This is a genomic window from Pararhodospirillum oryzae (assembly GCF_007992075.1).
GTDB classification, from domain to species: Bacteria; Pseudomonadota; Alphaproteobacteria; order Rhodospirillales; family Rhodospirillaceae; genus Pararhodospirillum; species Pararhodospirillum oryzae.
This window is the reverse complement of the sequence record NZ_BJZO01000029.1, coordinates 26,588-47,527: the sequence shown is the minus strand read 5'-3', so window position 1 is coordinate 47,527 and position 20,940 is coordinate 26,588. Positions and strand designations below refer to the sequence as shown.

At 67.5% G+C, this 20,940-nt stretch carries 4 protein-coding genes; 3 read left to right on the top strand and 1 reads right to left on the bottom strand.

Translation table 11 applies throughout. The annotated features are described in order from the left end of the window. Positions 1 to 232: 232 nt before the first annotated feature. Positions 233 to 15,400, top strand: a complete 15,168-nt coding sequence (locus tag ROR02_RS17105) for a calcium-binding protein (protein ID WP_246135436.1) — start codon at positions 233 to 235, stop codon at positions 15,398 to 15,400. Positions 15,401 to 15,565: 165 nt separating this feature from the next. On the opposite strand, the gene ROR02_RS06825 is transcribed toward ROR02_RS17105, so the two are convergent. Continuing rightward, positions 15,566 to 19,234 (bottom strand): vitamin B12-dependent ribonucleotide reductase, encoded by a 3,669-nt coding sequence (locus ROR02_RS06825; protein ID WP_147163271.1) that lies wholly within the window; start codon positions 19,232 to 19,234, stop codon positions 15,566 to 15,568. Positions 19,235 to 19,684: 450 nt separating this feature from the next. Here ROR02_RS06825 and ROR02_RS06820 point away from each other — a divergent pair, with 450 nt between their 5' ends. After that, the gene (locus ROR02_RS06820; RefSeq protein ID WP_147163270.1) at positions 19,685 to 20,035 is read left to right on the top strand and encodes an NADH:ubiquinone oxidoreductase subunit NDUFA12; all 351 of its coding nucleotides are present in this window, start codon (positions 19,685 to 19,687) and stop codon (positions 20,033 to 20,035) included. Positions 20,036 to 20,091: 56 nt separating this feature from the next. Beyond that, positions 20,092 to 20,940: an MlaD family protein gene (locus ROR02_RS06815; protein WP_147163269.1), complete on the top strand. Its 849-nt coding sequence runs from the start codon at positions 20,092 to 20,094 to the stop codon at positions 20,938 to 20,940.

Genomic DNA, 20,940 nt, shown 5'->3' with positions numbered 1-20,940 from the left:
CGGCACGGACACGACACCCGGGACCGGGGGCACGGACACGACGCCGGGCACCGGGGGCACGGACACGACACCGGGCACCGGAGGGACGGATACGACGCCGGGCACCGGGGGCACGGACACGACGCCGGCCACCGGGGGCGGCGACTCGGGCGGGAATGGGGGCGGGGACTCGGGCGGCAATGGGGGCGGGAATTCGGGCTCCACGCCGCGCACCTATGACCAGACGGTAACGGTGGGCTCGGCCGACAACCCCGACGCCAGCTTTGTCACGTCGTCCAGCCAGAATTTCCAGATCACGGCGGGCACGGGCAACAACAGCATCGAAACCGGCGATGGCAACGATTACATCAATGGCGGTGCCGGCGATGATTATCTGAAGTCCAACGGCGGCGACGACATCCTGGAAGGCGGCGAAGGCAACGATAACCTGGTGGGTGGCTCGGGCGCGGGCAACGATACCTACTACGGCGGCACGGCGACCAGCGATACCAGCGTCAATGACTGGATCATTTATTCCTCAACCTCGAACGGCATTGCCGTCAACCTGCAAACCGGCCGGGCCACGGGTCCGGAAATCGATACCGACGTTCTGAGCGGCATCGAGCATGTGCGCGCCGGTGCCGGCAACGACACCCTTACCGGCAACGCGGCCGACAACCGCCTGATCGGCGCCCAGGGCGACGACGTTCTGTATGGCGGGGCCGGGGCGGATACCCTGGTCGGCGGCGCCGGCAACGATGTTCTGATCTATTCCGATGCGCAGGACGTGTACCTGGGGGCCGACGACGCGGTGTCGGCCCTGGAACAAAAAGACATCCTTCAGATTTCTTCCGGGGACTCCCTCAATCTGGGCACGACTTGGTGCGCGGCCGGGTCGGCCAACCTGGACGGCATTCGCCTGGCTGGCGGCGCGGCGCTGACCCTGGGCGGATCGTCCACCTGGGCTTCGGTCTTTGGCGGCAACACGCTGTGGATCGATGGCGGCGGCACCGACACGGTAACCGGTTCGCTCGCCTGGACGTTCGTCGGGCGCGCGACGGTGGGCACCCAGGTTTACAACACGTTCATCAATGGGACGGACACGGTCCAGGTCGCGCTCGGTGTCACCCTTGTGGGCCTGCCCGACACCACGGTGCACGAGCAATCGGGAAGCATCGGCAACGACAGCCTGGTGGGAACGGGGATCACCACCGCCACCTACGGCGGCACGGCGGTGCCCTACATTCTGCACGGCCTTGGGGGCGGCGATTCCCTGTCGGGCGACATCCGCAACGATACCCTGGACGGCGGCGCCGGCGACGACATCCTGGACGGCATGGGTGGGAATGATTCCCTTTCGGGGGGCGCGGGCAACGACAGCCTGTCGGGTGGCGCGGGCAACGACTGGTTGAGCGGGGGCGATGGCGACGACACCCTGATCGGCGGCGCGGGCAGCGATACCCTGTCGGGCGGCCTGGGCGACGACACCTTGGACGGCGGCGCGGGATCGGTTGGCAACTGGGTTGATTACAGCGACCAGACCCTGGCGGTTAGCGCGACCCTGGACGGCACGGCCACCGGCACCGGCATCGGCACGGATCAACTCAGCAACATCGCCAACCTTCGGGGCGGGTCTGGCAACGATACCCTTGCGGGCAACAGCGGCGCCAACATTCTGGAAGGCGGAGCGGGCGCCGACAGCCTCTCCGGCGACGCGGGCGACGACACGCTGTCGGGCGGAACCGGAGACGACCGCCTGTACGGGGGGGACGACAACGACATCCTGATCGGTGGCGCGGGCAACGACGTGCTGTCGGGCGACGCGGGCGACGATACCCTGATCGGCGGGGCCGGAACCGATACCCTGGTGGGCGGCGCGGGCAACGATGTGCTGGTGTGGTCGGAAGGGGCCGATCAGTACCTCGGGCACTCCCCCGGGATCAGCGATACCCTGACGGCCCAAACCGAGATCGACACGTTGCGGGTCGCGGGCGGCCTGACCTTGGACCTGAGCCAGACCTGGCAGACCAATTCGGCCTACCTGGACCGCATCGAACTGGAAACCGGGTCGGCCAACACCTTGATCATCGACAGCCAGGCCGCCTGGGCCTCGGTGTTTGGCAACACGCTGTGGGTCACCGGCGACGGGGACGACACGGTGGTGGCCCATCCGTTCTCGACCGGGGGCTGGACCTACGAAGGCGTGGTGGTCAACGCGACCGATCACCAAAGCTATTACTCGTTCACCACGGCCGACAGCGGCGTGACCGTTAACCTGCTCACGTCCATCGGCACCTTCATCGGGTTCCGCGCGGTGGCGGGGCAAACCCTGAACGGCACGTCGGGCAATGATACCCTGACCGGCGGCGGCGGGCCGGATACCCTGTCGGGCGGCGCGGGCGATGACCTGCTGAAGGGCCTGGGGGCCGCCGACAGCCTGTCGGGCGGCGATGGCAACGACACGCTTCAAGGCGGCCTGGGCAACGACACCCTGGACGGCGGCACCGGCAACGACTGGGCCGATTTCTCGGATGCCACCGGCGCGGTGACGGCTTCTCTGGCCACCGGCACCGCCAGCGGCGCCGGCATCGGCACCGACACCCTGATCAGCATCGAAGGCCTGATCGGCGGCATGGGCGCCGACAGCCTGACCGGCGACGACGGCGACAACCGCCTGTTCGGGGGCGGCGGCAACGACACCCTGGCGGGCGGCAGCGGCAACGACACCTTGTCGGGTGGCGCGGGCAACGACAGCCTGGACGGCGGCGGCGGCATCAACCGGGTGGATTATTCGGCCGAAAACGCCGGTGTGATCGTTGATCTGACCGCCGGCCGGGGCACGGTGTCGGGCGGCGGCGGCGTCGATACCCTGGCCAACTTCAGGAATGTCCTGGGGGGCCTGGGCGCCGACACCCTGGCGGGTGACATCTACGATAACGTCATGGCCGGCGGCCTGGGCAACGACAGCCTCTCGGGGGGTGATGGCAACGATACCCTGGATGGTGGCGACGGCAATGACACCCTGTGGGGTGGTGCGCAGGGTGATTCTCTGTCGGGAGGCGCCGGCGACGACCGCCTGTACGGCGAGGACGGCAGTGATACCCTGACCGGCGGCCTGGGCAACGATACCCTGTCGGGGGGAGCCGGCTGGGATACCCTGTACGGCGACGTCGGCAACGATATCTTGTCGGGGGGCGACCAGGACGACTCGCTTTCCGGCGGCGCGGGCAATGACAGCCTGTCGGGTGACGCGGGCGACGATACCCTGCTGGGCGGCGACGGCGACGACAGCCTCTCGGGCGGCGCCGGCAACGATACCCTGGATGGTGGCGACGGCGACGACACCCTGCGGGGCGAGATCGGCGACGATTCCCTTTCGGGCGGGACCGGCCACGACAGCCTGTCGGGCGGCTTGGGCAACGATACCCTGTTCGGCGACGACGGCAACGACACCCTGTCGGGCGGGTACGACAACGACATCCTGTCGGGCGGCGACGCCGATGATCGCCTGATGGGCGACGAAGGCGACGATTCCCTGTCGGGCGGCGACGGCAACGATTTCCTGGACGGCGGTCTGGGCAACGACACCCTGCTGGGGGACGCGGGGGCCGATACCCTGTCGGGCGGCGCCGGCGACGATACCCTTTCGGGCGGGGCCGGCAACGATCGCCTGATCGGAGGCGATGGCATCGACTGGGCCGACTACGGCGCCGAGACAAAAGACATCCTGCTTGATTTCACCGGCACGCAGTACCTGGCAACCGGCACCGAGGCCGGCGCCGACGCCGACACCTTGGAGGGGATCGAGCGGATTCGCCTGGGGTCGGGCAACGACACCCTGGACGGCGGTAGTGGCAACGAGTTCGTTCTGGGGGGCGCGGGCAATGACAGCCTGTCGGGCGGCGCCGGCGACGATACCCTGTTCGGCGAGGACGGCAACGACACCTTGAATGGCGATGGCGGCGCCGATTCCCTGAGCGGCGGGGCCGGCGACGACTACCTGTATGGCGGCGACGGCGATGACACGCTGAGCGGCGGGGCCGGCGATGATAACCTGTGGGGCGAGGGCGGCATCGACTGGGCCGACTATGGCGACGACACGAACGGCATCCTGCTTAGTTCCGTCGGCACCTCATACCAGCAGGCGACCGGGACCGGCATCGGCACCGACATCCTGTTCGGGATCGAACGGGTTCGCCTGGGCTCGGGCAACGACACCCTGAACGGCGCCGGTGGCAACGAGTTCGTTCTGGGCGGCGCGGGCGACGACAGCCTGTCGGGCGGCGGCGGCGATGACACGCTGAGCGGCGGAGCCGGCAACGATATCCTGAACGGTGGAGCCGGCAACGATGTCTTGATGTGGAGCGACACGCACGACCTTTATATCGGTTCGGATGACAGCAACAAGGGCGCCGATCACGATGTCGTGCTGGTCGAAGGGGGCGTTGCGATCGATGCCGCCGAGCTGAGCAGCACCACGCTTCAGAATATCGATGTCCTGCGCCTGGGGGACGGGACCAACAGCCTGGATCTTGGCGCCTCCAACACCTGGATGCTGGGCTCTGGGAACACCTTGTACATCGAAGGCTCGGGCGACGACACCGTGACCGGCGGGGTTGACTGGGTGTATCAGTCCCAGGTTTCGGAAAACGGCAATACCTACCGGGAGTTCGTGGGTCCCAATGGCGCCCGTCTTTACATCCAGACCACGATCACCCTGGATGGGTTGAGCGTGGGCGAGACGTACATCGGAACCTCGGACAACGACGACCACAGCGGTACCGAATACGCTGACTCGCTGTATGGCAACGCCGGCAACGATACCCTCTCGGGTCTGGGCGGCGACGACAGCCTGGATGGTGGTTCGGGCGACGACAGCCTGTCGGGGGGGGACGGCAACGACATCTTGTTCGGCGGCAACGCCGACGCCGTTAGCCAGTCGTCGGGCAACGATACCCTGTTGGGGGGCGACGGCGACGACACCCTGACCGGCGGGGATCTGGGCCACAATACCTTGATGGGCGGTGCCGGCAACGACGTTCTGATCGCGGGCCAGGGAGGGCAGGGCGACCTGCTGCAAGGGGAGGACGGCAACGACAGCCTGACCGGCAGCCTGGGCGCCGACACCCTGTCGGGCGGCGCCGGCGATGACACCCTGACCGGCGGATCGGCGGAAAGCGGCACCTGGGCCGACTATTCCGACGCGGAAAACCCGGTAACGGTGGACCTGAGCGGGCAAACCGGCGTGGCCAGCGGTGGCGACGAGGTCGGAAACGATACCCTGATCGATATCGCGAACGTGCGCGGCGGCACGGGCGGTGACGTTCTCATCGGCGGTGCGGGGGCGAATATCCTGGTAGGCGGCGCGGGCAACGACACCTTGTCGGGGGGCGAGGGCGACGACCTGCTGGACGCCGGCGACGGCCTGGACCAGAAGCTCCACGGCGGGGCCGGCAACGACACCTTGGTGTGGTCGGGCGAGGGCGTCTACAGCGGCAGCGATTCCGATTATCAGTCGAGCGACGTGGATGTCCTGCGGGTCGGGGCCAATGCGACGGTGTCGTTGACCGGCAATTCCACCTTTGAATATATCGATGTGATCGAACTGGAAGGCGGTACCAGCCTGAGCGTGGGGTCGGCCAGCGACTGGGACGCCAATGCCTTCAACAGCACCTTGTACATCCGGGGTGGATCCGACGACACGGTGACGGGCGCCGCGAGCTGGGCCTGGCAGGGCGACGTGGTCGGCACCGACGGCGAGACCTACGGGTGGTTCGTCGATCGCGACGATCCCACTCAGGCCCTGTACATCCAAGGCGGCGTTGTCCTGGAAGGCTTCTTGAACGGCACCTTGGTGAAGGGCGCCGGGCTGCTGGAGGGAACCGCTCTCGACGATCTCCTGATCGCGGACGGCGACGCCACCTTCGTGGGGCTGGGCGGCGACGACACCTTCCACGGGACCAGCTATTCGAACCTCGTGGATTATTCCCGCGACAGCGCCGGGGTCGAGGTGCATCTGGCCGGCGCCGAACAGCAAGGCTGGGCCAGCGGCGCGGCCATCGGGAACGACATCCTGTCTAACGTCGCCAGCGCCATCGGTGGCTCGGGTGCCGACACCCTGGTGGGCAGCAGCGGGGATAATCAGATCTGGGGCGGCGCGGGCGATGACAGCCTGTCGGGCGGCTCGGGCAACGATACCCTGCTTGGCGAAGCGGGCAACGATACCCTGGACGGCGGAATCGGCCCCGACAGCCTGGACGGGGGCGCAGGCGCCGACAGTCTGTCGGGCGGGGATAACGACGATACCCTGGTGGGCGGCCTGGGCGATGACACCCTGTCGGGCGGCGCCGGCGATGATGTCTTGTCGGGCGGTGACGGCGACAATGTCCTGGATGGCGGCGAGGGGGCCGACACCCTGACCGGCGGGGCTGACGCCGACACCCTGTCGGGCGGCGAGGGTACCGACACGGCGGATTACACGCACGACAGCCTGGGTGTCGAAGTCAACCTGAACGATGGCTATGCCCGGGGCCGCGCCATTGGCGAGGATTCCCTGACGAGCATCGAGGATGTGTCCGGTGGTTCCGGCGACGACACCCTGATCGGCGACGACAACGCCAATGTCCTGGCGGGCGAGGGCGGCGCCGACCTTCTGGACGGTGGCGCGGGCGACGACTGCTTGTCGGGCGGCGCGGGCGACGACACCTTGGTGTGGTCGGATAGCGGCGATACCCTGGATGGCGGAGGAGGCTTCGACGTCTTGCGGGTGCAAGGCGGCCAGGCCGTGACCATCGGCACCTTGTCGGGCAACCTTTCCGGCATGGAGGCCATCCACCTGGGCGACGGCGCCAACCAACTGGTTCTGGGCGATGATGGCGCGAGTTGGTGGGACGCTTTCGGCGGCTTGGAGCTGTACATCCAAGGCGATGGCGACGACACGGTGACCGGAAGCGTGACGGACGGTCAGCCGTTCGGGGTCTATACCCACGAGGTATCCTACAAAGGGTTGAGTTATTACGAATTTAATGCTGGACCGGGCGTAATTTACATCCAGACCACCCTCACCTTGGACAGGTTCAGGGTGGAAAACGAGGGTGTCGATGTGAACTCCTGGTATGGGTCCCCCGACAATGATGTCGTGACCGAGATCGGGTCTGATGCGACCCTGTTCGGATACGCCGGGGCCGACACCCTGACGGGGGGCGACGGAAATGATTTCCTGGACGGCGGGGCCGGGGCGGACTCCCTGACCGGCGGCGCGGGAGACGACACCCTGAGCGGCGGCTCGGGTAATGATTTCCTGGACGGCGGGAACGGCAACGACTGGGTGTCGTATGCCGAGGCCACGAACGCCGTGACCGTGGACCTGGAAAACGGCTGCGCCACCACCTCCCGCGCGGTCGAAGGCGGGGTGGTGAGCGAAACCGATACCCTGGCCGGGATCGAGAATGTCCTGGGCGGTAGCGGCAACGATACCCTGATCGGCGACGGCCTGGATAACGTCCTGATGGGCGGCGCCGGCGACGACAGCCTGATGGGCGGGAACGGCCTCAACCAGCTGGACGGCGGGGCGGGCAACGACGCCCTGGTGGGCGGTGCCGATGCCGATACCCTGAGGGGCGGCACCGGCGACGACAGCCTGGACGGCGGCGGCCTGGGTGAGGACCGGCTTGAAGGCGGTGATGGCGCCGACACGCTGCAAGGCGGCGACGGCGCCGACACCCTGGACGGGGGCGCGGGCGACGACGTTTTGAGTGCCTCGTCGGGTAACGACAGCCTGAGCGGTGGCACCGGCGATGACAGCCTGCAAGGCGGCGACTGCGACGATATCCTGCTGGGCGACGATAGCGCCGGGACGATCCTGGGCGGCAACGACACCCTGGAAGGCGGCGCGGGCAACGATATCCTGGCGGGTGGGTTTGGCGACGACCTTCTGAGCGGCGACGACGGCGACGATTCCCTGTCGGGTGGCGTTGGGTCCGATACCCTGTCGGGCGGCGCGGGCAACGATACCCTGTCGGGCGGGGCCGGCATTGACTGGGTGGACTATTCGGCTCTGACCTCGGCCGTGCACGTGGACCTGTCGAATACCTCTGGCGACAATGCCGGGGGCGATGAGGTTGGCTTCGACCGCGTGCGGGAGATTGAAAACGTGGCCGGCGGCCATGGTGACGATGTGCTGACCGGCGACGATACCTTCGGCAACGTTCTGGTCGGCAACGCCGGCGCCGACACCCTGTCGGGCGGGGGCGGTGACGACACCCTGATGGGCGGGATCGGCGCCGACAGCCTTTCCGGCGGCGACGGCACCGACTGGGCCCTGTATGTCGATGAAACGGGGAACATCACCGGATCGCTGGCCACGGGGCTTGTCACCACCGACACCGGCACCGATTCCCTGAGCAGCATCGAAGGTCTGTTGGGAGGGCGCGGCGACGACACCCTGGAGGGATCAACCGGCGATGAAACCCTGCTGGGCGGGGCCGGCGCCGACAGCCTTTCCGGGGGCGGCGGCAGCGACACCTTGGACGGCGGCCGGGGCAACGATATCCTGATCGCCGCCAGCGGCAACGACAGCCTTTCGGGCGGGGAAGGCAACGACACCCTGGACGCGGGCGCGGGCGACGACATCCTGATCGGCGGATCGGGGGCCGACAGCCTTTCGGGCGGCGACGGTGACGACCGCTTCGTGGGCGGCCTGGGCAACGACACCCTGATCGGCGGAGAGGGAAACGACACGGCCGATTACAGCGCGCAAACCGGCGCCCTGACGATCCGCCTCGACCAGGGCACGGCCAGCGGCGCGGGGATCGGCACCGATTCCTTGAACGGGATCGAAGCCGTGATCGGCGGCTGGGGTGGCGACCTTCTGGTTGCCGGGGGCAGCGGGGCGTTGCTGGATGGCCGCGCGGGCGACGATACCCTGACCGGCGGCGCGGGCGACGATACCCTGGAGGGAGGCTCCGGGGGCCGGGACTGGGTTGATTACAGCGCCGATACGGTCGGGTTCACCGCCTCCCTGGAGCTGGGCACGGCCACCGAAAACGTCAATAGCCCCCTGGGGATCGGCGCCGATTTCTTGAGCACAATCACCAACCTGCGCGGCGGCGCGGGGAATGATACCGTGGAGGGGAACTGGGGCGACAACATCCTGGAGGGCGGGGGCGGCAACGACAGCCTGTCGGGCGGGGATGGCGACGACACCCTGTCGGGCGGCTTGGGGAACGATACCCTGGTGGGCGGGGATGGCTCCGACTGGGCGGACTATTCGGCCCAGATGTCGGCGGTGTCCGTGGACCTGAGGATCGTGTCCGGCGCCAATGCCGTGGGCGCGGGCGTGGGGAGCGATACCCTGTCGGGGATTGAAAACGTCGCCGGCGGCGCCGGCAATGACAGCCTGATGGGGGATGACAACGCCAACGTGCTGCGGGGTGGCTTGGGCTCCGACACCCTGTCGGGGGGCCTGGGGAACGATACCCTTGTGGGTGGCGAAGGAGTGGACTGGGTCAGCTACGGCTACGACGCCGGCGGCGTGAATATTGACCTGTTCCAAGGCACGGGGGTTGGCTCCGCGTCCAACGACGTCGATTTCCTGAGCGGGATCGAGAATGCGGCCGGCGGCGCGGGCGACGACATTGTGTCCGGCGATACGCGCGAAAACGTGCTGCGTGGCGAGGCGGGCAACGACACTTTGTTCGGCGGCGGGGGCGACGACAGCCTGTCGGGTGGCACCGGCGATGACACCCTGTCAGGGGGGGCCGGCGACGACACCCTGAACGGCGGCGACGGGTCGGATTGGGCCTCTTACGAGTTTGAACATTGCGACATCACCGCTTCGCTGGAGACGAAACTGGCCCAAGGGACGGCCATCGGCACGGATTCCCTGGACAGCATCGAGAATATTCGCGGTGGTTCGGGCAACGACTTCCTGGTTGGCGACAGCGGCAACAATTATCTGGGAGGCGGCGAGGGTAATGACACCCTGGTGGGCGGCGAGGGCAGCGACACCCTGTGGGGTGGCGACGGGATTGACTGGGCTGATTTCTCGGGCGCCAACGGAGCGGTTAACGCTACGGTGGGTTATAATTATGAGGGGTATAATGATCCTGGTTTCTCGGCGACCATCGGTAGTGGAGACGAAATCTGCCTTCTCATTCAAATCGAGAACCTCCAAGGCAGCGACTATGACGACACCATCCACGGCAATAGCGACGGGAACATTCTGGTAGGGGGGGCCGGCAACGACATCCTGTCGGGTGGGGACGGCAGTTCCATTCTTATGGGGGGCGCGGGCGATGATACCCTGACCGGGGGTACCGGCACCGACTGGGCCGACTACAGCGACGATACCGCCGGGGTGGATGCCTCGCTGACAACGGGCGCCGCCTCCGGTGAAAAAACGGGTTCAGACAGCCTGAGCGAGATCGATGCCCTGCGCGGCGGTAGCGGCGACGATACCTTGGAAGGCGACAGCGGCGCCAATACCCTGGAAGGGGGCGCGGGCAACGACATCCTGCGCGGCCTGGGCGGGTCCGACAGCCTCGTGGGTGGCGACGGGGTGGACTGGGCGGACTATGGCGACGATGCGGCGGGTGTTCTGGCCTCTCTGGCCGACAGAACCGCCGAAGGCGGAGACATCGGGACCGATGTCCTGGACGGCATCGAAAACCTGCGCGGTGGCAGCGGCGACGACACCTTGATCGGCGACGACGGCGCCAATGTCCTGGCGGGCGGCGCCGGCAACGACAGCCTGAATGGCGGCGCCGGATCCGACTGGGCCGATTACAGCGACGATGAAACCGGCGTGACCGTGTTGCTGGAGGTTGGGCATGCCACCGGCGAAGCGGTCGGGACCGATACCCTGGTGAGCATCGAGAACGTGCGCGGCGGCTGGGGCGATGACACCCTGAGCGGCGGCGCGGGCGACAACCGGCTGGCGGGCGGCGGCGGCGACGATCTGCTGCTGGGAGGCGCGGGCAGCGACTGGGCCGATTTCAGCGACGCTAGCGGCGCCGTTGTCGCGTCGCTGGTCACCGGCCTGGCGAACGACGGGTCGGGCGGCACCGACACCTTGCAAGGCATCGAGAACCTGGCCGGGGGCCAGGGCAACGATTCCCTGACCGGCGACAGCCTGGATAACCGCCTGTCGGGTGGGGCCGGCAACGACATCCTGGACGGCGGGGCCGGATCCGACTGGGCCGACTACGGCGACGATACGGCGGGCGTTTCCGTGAACCTGACCACCGGGCGGGCCAGCGGACCGGCCATCACGTCCGATACCCTGATCAGCATTGAAAACGCCGCTGGCGGGTCGGGGGATGATGTCCTGACCGGCAACACCGAGGCGAACGTGCTCATGGGCGGTGCCGGCAGCGACACCTTGTCGGGCGGCGGCGGAGCCGACACCCTGATCGGCGGCGACGGCATCGACTGGGTGGATTTCAGCGCGCAAGGCGCGGGGATCGGAGCAACCCTGGATGGCCAGACCCTGATCGGTATCGAGAATATGCGGGGCGGGTCGGGCGCCGACACCTTGGTGGGCGACGCGGGCTTCAACCGGCTGGAAGGGGGCGCCGGCGCCGACAGGCTGGACGGTGGGGAAGGCAGCGATACCCTGGTCGGTGGTCTGGGCGATGACACCCTGATCGGTGGCGACGGGGCGGACTGGGTCGATTACAGCGCCGAAACCGGGAACTTGAGCGTGTCGTTGCGCGCCCATCAGGCCTCGGGCGGCACCATCGGGACCGATGCCCTGTCGGAAATCGAAAACATCGAGGCCGGTTCCGGCAACGACACCTTGGCGGGCGATGGCAACCGCAATGTCCTGGTCGGCGGTGCCGGGACCAACACCGTGGATTATTCCGGGGTCTCGACCAGCGTGCACGTGGTCTTGTCGGCCATGGGCGCCTACACCGACGTTAGTAGCTATACGGTCGGCTTCGCCAGCGGGGGCACCGACGTGGGCGACGACACCCTGGTGGGGATCCAGAACGCGGTTGGCGGCAGCGGCGATGACTGGCTGGTGGGGGCGGACGGCGCCAACACTTTGGAAGGTGGCGAAGGCTCCGACACGCTGTCGGGCGGCGCCGGCAACGACAGTCTGGACGGTGGCGCGGGATCCGACTGGGTGGACTACTCGGACGCGGTTCATTCGGTGATCGTGAACCTGACCACCGGGCGGGCCAGCGGATCGGCCATCACGTCCGATACCCTGATCAGCATCGAAAACGCCTGGGGTGGTGCCGGGGGCGATACCATGACCGGCAACGCCGAGGCGAACGTGCTGATGGGCGGCGCGGGCAACGACACCTTGTCGGGCCTCGACGGGGCCGACGTGCTGGACGGCGGAACCGGGGCCGACAGCCTGAGCGGCGATGGGGGCGACGACCGGCTGGAAGGCGGATCGGGCGCCGATACCCTGAGCGGCGGCACGGGCCACGACACCTTGTCGGGCGGCGAAGGCGACGACGTTTTCGTGTGGTCGGGCAGCGACAGCACCAGCTTCGATGTGTACGTGGGCGCGCAGTCCGCGGACGCAGCGACCCGCGACCAGCGCAACACCTTGCTGGTGGGCGCGACCGGCAACCAGACCATTGACCTGACTGAGCCAACCAGCTGGCAAAGCGGTGGCTCGCGCTTCTTGAACCGGATCTTGCTGGGCACGGCCACCGCCAACACCGTGACCCTGGGGAACTCCGTGGGCTGGGCGACGGCCTTTGGCACCACCTTGTGGGTGCAGGGCAACAGCAATGATTCCGTGATCGGGAGCGGGGCGGGCTGGACCTATCAGGGCGACGTAACGGAAACCACGCTGGATTCCAGTACCGGTCAGGTGGTGGTCTCGACCTACCATTCCTTCTCGCGCGAGGAGGGGGGCGTCTCCTACACCGTGAATTTGCAAGACGGCATCGACCTGAGCGGGTTCCCGGTGGCGGACCTGGGGGTGGTGCCCTCGGGCTACAACGTGCCCACCGACGGGCCGGACGACTTGGCCTTGGGCCAGAACGGCGTGCTGGAAGGCCTGGGCGGCGCCGATACCCTGACGGGAAGTGTCTATAGTATTAGCCCAACCTCAAGTACGGGCGAGGACACCCTTTCCGGCGGAGCCGGCGACGATCTGATCCGGGGCGACGATCCCAATCAGACGCTCTTGAACCCCTGGCAGGCGGCGTCCGACGTGCTGTATGGCGGCGCGGGCAACGACACCTTGATCGGCGGCGATGAAGTCGGTCAGTCCGGCGAGACCCGGACCGGCGATACCCTTTCCGGCGGTGCCGGCGACGATCTGCTGATGGGCGGCAATGGCCACGATGTCCTGGACGGTGGGTCGGGCAACGACACCCTGGTGGGCGGGGTGGGGAACGATGTCCTGGACGGCGGCGACGGCATCGACTGGGCCGTTTTCTCGGACGAGTCCTCGGCGGTTGAAGTGGAGCTGGCCGAACCCGGCGAGGAAACCGACGCCCGGCGTTGGGCGATGGGAGATGGCCTTTGGTATTTGGGTAACTCGGACACCCTGTATGGAATCGAAAACCTGTGGGGTTCCGCCTACAGCGACGTCCTGAGCGGGAACAGTCTGGCCAATGTTCTCGTGGGCGGCGGGGGCGACGATACCCTGACCGGCGGGGCGGGCAACGACACCCTGATCGGCGGGGCCGGCAACGATATCTTCACGGTGAGTGTGTACGCCAATACCGTGGACGGCGAATGGCGGAGCGACAACGACGGTCGGGACATGATCGTGGGCGCCGACACCGAAGCCCAGGCGGACCGGGATTTCGACGTGCTGCGGATCACCAACGCGCGGTTCGGTGTTGAAAGCCTGGACGTGGGCCAGGCGGTGAGCGTGTCGCTTTCGGTGGGCGAGGACGGCAGCGTGCTGGCCGACGGCTCAAGCGGTCTGGATGGGGTCAGCCTGTTCGGCGGCCCGATCACCCTGGTGGTGGGCTCGCCCGACGAATGGGCCTCGGCCTTCGGGACCACCTTGTGGATCAGCGGCACGGTGGGCAGCGGCTACAGCGCGATATCCCAATTCGGGCTGGATCTGTCGGACTACACCGTGCAGTCGTCGGGGTGGACCTACGAAGGGACCGTCTCGCAAGGGAATGTCCCCTATCTTTCCTATTCCCAGGTGTGGGAAGGGACGACCTACCACATGAATATCCTGACCGGTCTGTCGGTGTCGGAGGATCTGACCGTCGATCCGCCCACCGTGTGGTCGGCCGCGGGGGCCTGGGATGTCTGGCACCAGGGATCGGATCAGGTCGATATCCTGGTCGGCGGAGATGGTGCCGATACCTTGCTGGGCGAAGGCGGGGGCGACACCCTTATCGGCGGCGAAGGGGCCGACCATCTGGAAGGCGGCGCCGGGATTGATAGCGTTTCAGGCAACGGGGGTGACGATTTCGTATCGGGCGACGCGGGCGACGATTTTCTGGATGGTGGCACCGGCACCGATACCGTGCTGGGGGGCCTGGGCAACGACTGGCTGTCGGGCGGCGCCGGGGATGATCTGGTCGGCGGCGGGGCCGGAGCCGATACCCTGTCAGGGGGCTGGGGCAACGATACTCTCGACGGCGGCGCGGGCGTGGACTGGCTGGCGGTCAACGTCGGCTCGGAACCTGGCGCCGAGAATTATGTGGCGTGGGCCGAAATTAATCTGTGGAGTGGGACCGCTTCCGTGTTCGGCCGCTCTCCCGACTACGCGTTCCAGGGCTCGCAACGGCTTTCGGGCATCGAGAATGTTCTGGGGAGCGATGGCGACGATTTCCTGCTCGGCGATGACGCCAGCAACTGGCTGATCGGTGGCCAGGGCAGCGATACCCTCGTGGGCGGGGCCGGCGACGACACCTTGCAAGGCGGGGTGACGGGCGAAAACGACGGCGCCAACTGGCTGAGCGGCGGCGCGGGCAACGATCACCTGTATCTGAGCAACGTCTCCGATACGATCGACGGCGGCGACGGGGTCGACGTTTTGCACGTGACCCCCCTGGGCAACGAGCCTCTGGTCGTGAATGGCGACGAGGACTACAGCAACATCGAGCGGATTGATTTCTCGGCCTTCCCGCTGGACGACGACGGCACGGGCGATCAAGGCGGCAACGCCTTGACCCTGACCGCCGAGGGCGTGATGGGGATGACGAGCGAAATCAACGTGGCCACCGGCACCGAGCATTCGCTGGTGGTCACGGGCAGCGACAGCGGCCACACGAGCTTGACCCTTAAGGCCGTGAGTGGCTCTTCCTCGGCCTGGACCGAGGAAGGTTCGGTCATGGCCGATCTGGATCTGGATGGAACGTCGGAATCGTACTCCGTCTATTCCTCCGGTTACGAAGACGGGAGTCACACCACGTCGGTGAAGGTGTTCGTGTCGTCCACCGTGACCCTGGACAGCACAAGCGACATATCTCACGGAGGCTGAAGCGTGACGGGAACCGGGGATGTTTTTCCGGTTCCCGGCCCACCTTGATCCGGCATGAGGAAAAGAGGGGGAAGGCCCGGGCCTTCCCCCTCTTTTTCTGTCCTCAAGACAAGGAAACGGGGCCTTGCGGCCCCGTTGGTTTTTTTGGGTTTCCGAGGCCCGGGCTTACGAACAGCCGGTGGTGGCTCCGCAGGTGTCGCACTTCAGGCAGGTGCCGTTGCGCACCAAGGTGAAGTTGCCGCATTCGCTGCAACTGTCGCCTTCATAGCCCTTCATGCGCGCCTCGCGAATGCGGGCCTGGGTACTATCGCCCTTGCTCGCGGTGGAACCGCCGTGGGTGTGGGCGAGGCCGGCATGGACGGGGCCGTGGGTGCCGGTGCCCTGGGCCCCGCTCTTCAGGCCCTTGGCCTCGCGGTCCTTGTGGCGCAGCACGTACAGGTTGGAACGCACGTAGCCGGCGCTGACCGTCTGGTTCAGGTGATCCTCTTCCCAGGTCTGATCATGAAAGTCCCCTTCCTGGTGGCCGTCGCCCAGGGTATCGGGGGTCAGGTCCTGGGGCTCGACGTGGGCCAGGTCGTTGCGGCCCAGGTAGCTGATCGCCACCTCGCGGAAGATGTAATCCAGGATCGAGGTCGCCATCTTGATGGCCTGGTTGCCCTCGACGATGCCCTGGGGCTCGAAGCGGGTGAAGGTGAAGGCCTCGACATACTCTTCCAACGGCACGCCGTATTGCAGGCCGATGGAAATGGCGATGGCGAAGTTGTTCATCAGGCTGCGGAAGGCGGCGCCTTCCTTGTGCATGTCGATGAAGATTTCGCCCAGGCGGCCGTCTTCGTATTCGCCGGTGCGCAGATACACCTTGTGCCCGCCGACGATGGCCTTTTGCGTATACCCCTTGCGCCGGTCGGGCAGGCGCGAGCGCTGGGCGATCACCCGGGTGACGATGCGCTCGGCCAGAACCTGGCTGCGCTGGGCCGCCGGCTGGGGCGCCAGCACCTCGGCCACCGGGGCCGGGGCTTCCTCGGCGTCGGCGTCGGTGTCGAGGTCGTCCAGAAGCTGGGCGGCCAGGGGCTGCGACAGCTTGGAGGTGTCGCGGTACAAGGCGTTGGCCTTCAGGCCCAGGCGCCACGAGGTCAGGTAGGCGTCCTTGCAGGCTTCGACGGTGGCGCTGGCCGGCATGTTGATGGTCTTGGAAATGGCGCCCGAAATAAACGGCTGGGCGGCGGCCATCATGCCGATGTGGCTGGTCGTCGACAGCGCGCGGGTCCCGGTGCGCCCGCAGGGGCTCGCGCAGTCAAACACGTTCAGATGCTCGGGCTTCAGGCCGGGCGCGCCTTCCACGGTCATCGCCCCGCAGACATGGGTGTTGGCGGCCTCGATGTCGGCGCGGGAGAACCCGAGGGCGGCGAGGATGTCGAAGTCGGGATCGTCCAGTTGCTCGGGCGTGAAGCCCAGGGCCCCGGTGCAAAAGCCATCGCCCAGGGTCCAGCGGTTGAACACGAAGCGGATGTCGAACGCCGACTCCAGGGCTTCCTCGACCCGGGCCAGGGCGCCGGCGGTGAAGCCGCGCGCGCTCAGGGACTCGGGGTTGATCGCCGGGGCGCCCGCCAGGGTGCCATGACCCACCGCGTGGCGGATGATGGCCGTAATGGCTTCGGGCGCGTAGCCCAGGGCGCGCAAGGCGCGGGGCACCAGGCGGTTGATGATCTTGAAGTAGCCACCCCCGGCCAGCTTCTTGAACTTGACCAGGGCGAAATCAGGCTCGATGCCCGTGGTGTCGCAGTCCATGACCAGGCCAATGGTGCCGGTGGGCGCGACAACCGAGACCTGGGCATTGCGAAAGCCGTGCTCGGTGCCCAGGGCCAGGGCCTGGTCCCAGGCGGCGCGGGCGGCGGCGACCAGGGCGGGCTCGGGGCAGGCGGCGGCGTCAAGCGGCTGGGGCGCGATCGACAGCCCCTCGAAGCCGCTGGTTTCGCCATGGGCGGCGCGGCGGTGGTTGCGGATCACGCGCAGCATCGCGTCCTGGTTGGCGGCGTAGCCGGCGAACGGGCCCATCAGCGCGGCCATTTCGGCGCTGGTGGCATAGGCAACGCCGGTCATCAAGGCGCTGATCGCCCCGCACAGGGCGCGGCCCGGGGCGCTGTCGTAGGGCAGGCCGTTGGCCATCAGCAAGCCGCCCAGGTTGGCGAAGCCCAGGCCCAGGGTGCGGAATTCATAGGAGCGCTGGGCAATCTCGCGCGAGGGGAACTGCGCCATCAGCACCGAGATTTCCAGGACGATGGTCCACAGCCGGCAGGCGTGCTGGAACGCGGCGCCATCGAAGGGCGCGCCTTCTTCCTGGAAGGCCACGAGGTTCAGCGAGGCCAGGTTGCAGGCGGTATCGTCCAGGAACATGTATTCCGAGCACGGGTTGGACGCGTTGATCCGCCCCGAGGCCGGGCAGGTGTGCCATTCGTTGATGGTGGTGTCGAACTGCACCCCGGGATCGGCCGAGGCCCAGGCGGCGCCGGCGATCTTGTCCCACAAGGCACGGGCGGGCACGGTGCGCGCGCGCGCGGTGGTGCGCTCGCGCAGGGTCCAGGGCGCATCCTCCACCACGGCATTCAAGAAGGCGTCGGTCAGGCGCACGGTGTTGTTGGAATTCTGCCCGGCCACGGTCAGGTAGGCTTCGGAATCCCAATCGGTATCGTAGGTTTCAAACGAAAGATCGGTCACCCCCTGGCGGGCCAGCGCGATGACCTGGCGCAAGGTGTTCTCGGGCACGTGGTCGCGCTTGGCGGCGCGCAGGGCCTTGCGCAGGGCGGCGTTGCGCGCGGGATCGCAGCGGGCTTCGTCGTCAAGGGAGGTGGACGCCCCGGCGATCGCGGCCAGAACCGCCTTCACCGCGCGCTCGCACACCTTGGAGCCGGCGACCAGGGCCGCCACCTTGCGTTCCTCGCGCGCCTTCCAGTCAATGAATTCCTCGATGTCCGGGTGATCGATGTCGCAGATCACCATCTTGGCGGCGCGCCGGGTGGTGCCGCCCGACTTGATGGCCCCGGCGGCGCGATCGCCGATTTTCAGGAAGCTCATCAGTCCCGACGAACGCCCGCCCCCCGACAGGGGTTCGCCCAACCCGCGCAGGGCCGAGAAATTGGTGCCGGTGCCGCTGCCGTACTTGAACAGGCGGGCCTCGCGCACCCACAGGTCCATGATGCCGCCTTCATTGACCAGATCATCCTGGATCGACTGAATGAAGCAGGCGTGGGGCTGCGGGTGCTCGTAGGCGCTTTCCGACAAGCGCAGTTCGCCGGTGCGGTAGTCCACGTAATAATGCCCTTGGCCGGGGCCATCGATGCCATAGGCCCAGAACAGGCCGGTGTTGAACCACTGGGGGGAATTGGGGGCCGCCATCTGGGCCGCCAGCATGTAGCGGATTTCGTCGTAGAAGGCGCGGGCATCCGATTCGGTGTCGAACGTGCCGCTTTTCCAGCCCCAATAGGTCCAGGTGCCGGCCAGGCGATCGAATACCTGGCGGCTGTCGCTTTCCCCACCCAAGCGGGAGTCGGCCGGCAGGGCGGCCAGGGCCTCGGTGTCGGCACCGTGGCGCCACAACCATGCGGGCACGTCGTCCTCGGGAACCGCCTTCAGGCGCGCCGGAACCCCCGCCTTGCGGAAGTACTTCTGCGCCAGCACGTCCACCGCCACCTGACTGAAATTCTCGGGCACCTGAATGGCCTCGGCCCGGAAAACCACCGAGCCATCGGGATTGCGGATTTCGCTGGTCGCTTCGCGGAACGTCAGGGCGTCGTAGGGGCTGGCGCCGTCCCGGGTGAAAAGGCGTTCAATCCGCATGGTTTCGGTGTCCTTAAAGGCTGCGTCTTTCCCCGGAAACGCCGGGGGTCGTTAGGGGGCTGGGGGCTGGGGCCCAACGGGACCAGCCCCGCCTGGCCGGTCCGCGAGGTCTGGCCGCAAGAGCGGAGCTTATGGCGACTCGACCGACGTATTTACTAGATATGGGGTTAAGGGAGGCTCTTGTCTCCCAGATTATGGGTTTGGGGGAACGGCGACAACGGCTTTTTGTCCTTGCTAGGGGTTGGGGATAAGTGCCCGTTTGCCCCGACGAGTCGGGCGATTGTCTGGCCCGGGCGTGCGCGCGGGCGTCCTTGTGCACCACGAGACCAGACATCGCCTTCTGGACGGGGGCGCTGGCATGCGCCATAGTGCGGGCTTCAAATTCGGCCGGCGTTCCCCCGCCGCGTGGTCGTTTGCCGTTGCGCCGCTTTTCCAAGGAGTCGCCTTGCAATGAATATCGGCACCCGGTTGTATACCCGGTTGAATGGTGAATTGGTGGGCGAGGACGCCCACGGCAACCGCTATTATCAAAGCCGCGAGGCCAAGACGGCGCCCTTGTACCGGCGCAAGCGCTGGGTGGTGTACAAGGGGCGGGTCGAGGCTTCGAAGGTCCCCGCGGAGTGGCACGGATGGCTGCATTACACCTGCGACGCCCCGTTGGACGGGGGCGCGCGGGCGTGGGTCCAGCCTCATCTTCCCAACCTGACCGGAACCCCGGCGGCCTCGGTGCCGGCGGGCGACGAACGGCGGGGAGGGCAGCGGCCGGCGGCAACCGGGGACTATCAGGCTTGGCGTCCCTGACAATCGCGCGGTCGGATCCGGGCCGGGGTCGGACGGGGCAGACCGGGTGAGGAAGCATGCCAGGGCGTAATGGTCGCAAGGAAACCCTGATCGGAGCGGTGGTGGTGTTGGCGGGGGGGCTCCTGCTGGCCCTGACAACCATCAACCGCTACGAAGGCGAGGCGCCGGCGGGCGTCTACGAGGTACGGGCCGTGTTCAATCGGGCCGACGGGGTCGGCGTGGGCTCCGAGGTGCGCCTGGCCGGCATTCCGGTGGGCAAGGTGGTGGCGCATACCCTGGCCGACACCTACCGGGCCGAGGTCACCATGCGGTTGGATATCCCCCAGGAACTGCCCGACGACACGTCCGCCGCCATCCAGACCGAGGGGCTTCTGGGCTCGAAATACATCGAGCTCCTGACCGGCGGCGGGGGCTTTGGCACCATCGGGTCGGGAGAACGCCTGGATTACACCCAGGATTCGGTGGTGATCGAGGATCTGATGTCCAAGGTCGTGGCCCTGGCCAAGACCCGCCGGGGCCTGGATCCCAACCGGCCGGCGGCCGAGCAGGTGCGCGAACACGACGCCGAGGCCCGGCGCAAGGCCCAGGAAAACCGCGCGGCCCGCGAACAGGCCGAGGCCGAACGCCGCGCCCGGGAACAGCAGGCCCGCGAGGCGGCCGAGGCCGAGACCCGGCGCTGCGCGGCGGCGGTACACGATTGGCAGGCCTGCCTTGCCCGCGAACGCACCCAGGCCGAGAGCGCGGGCACGGGGTGGTTTTTGTCGCCCTCGCACCCGGTGGCCTGGAACGGCCTGCGGCTGGCGGGGGTCCCCCGCGCGCGGCCGCTGTCCTGGGCCCTGCCGCCCGGCCAGGCCACGGCCCTTCCCAGTTCCGACACGCCTCCCGACACGCCCAAGGATAACTGA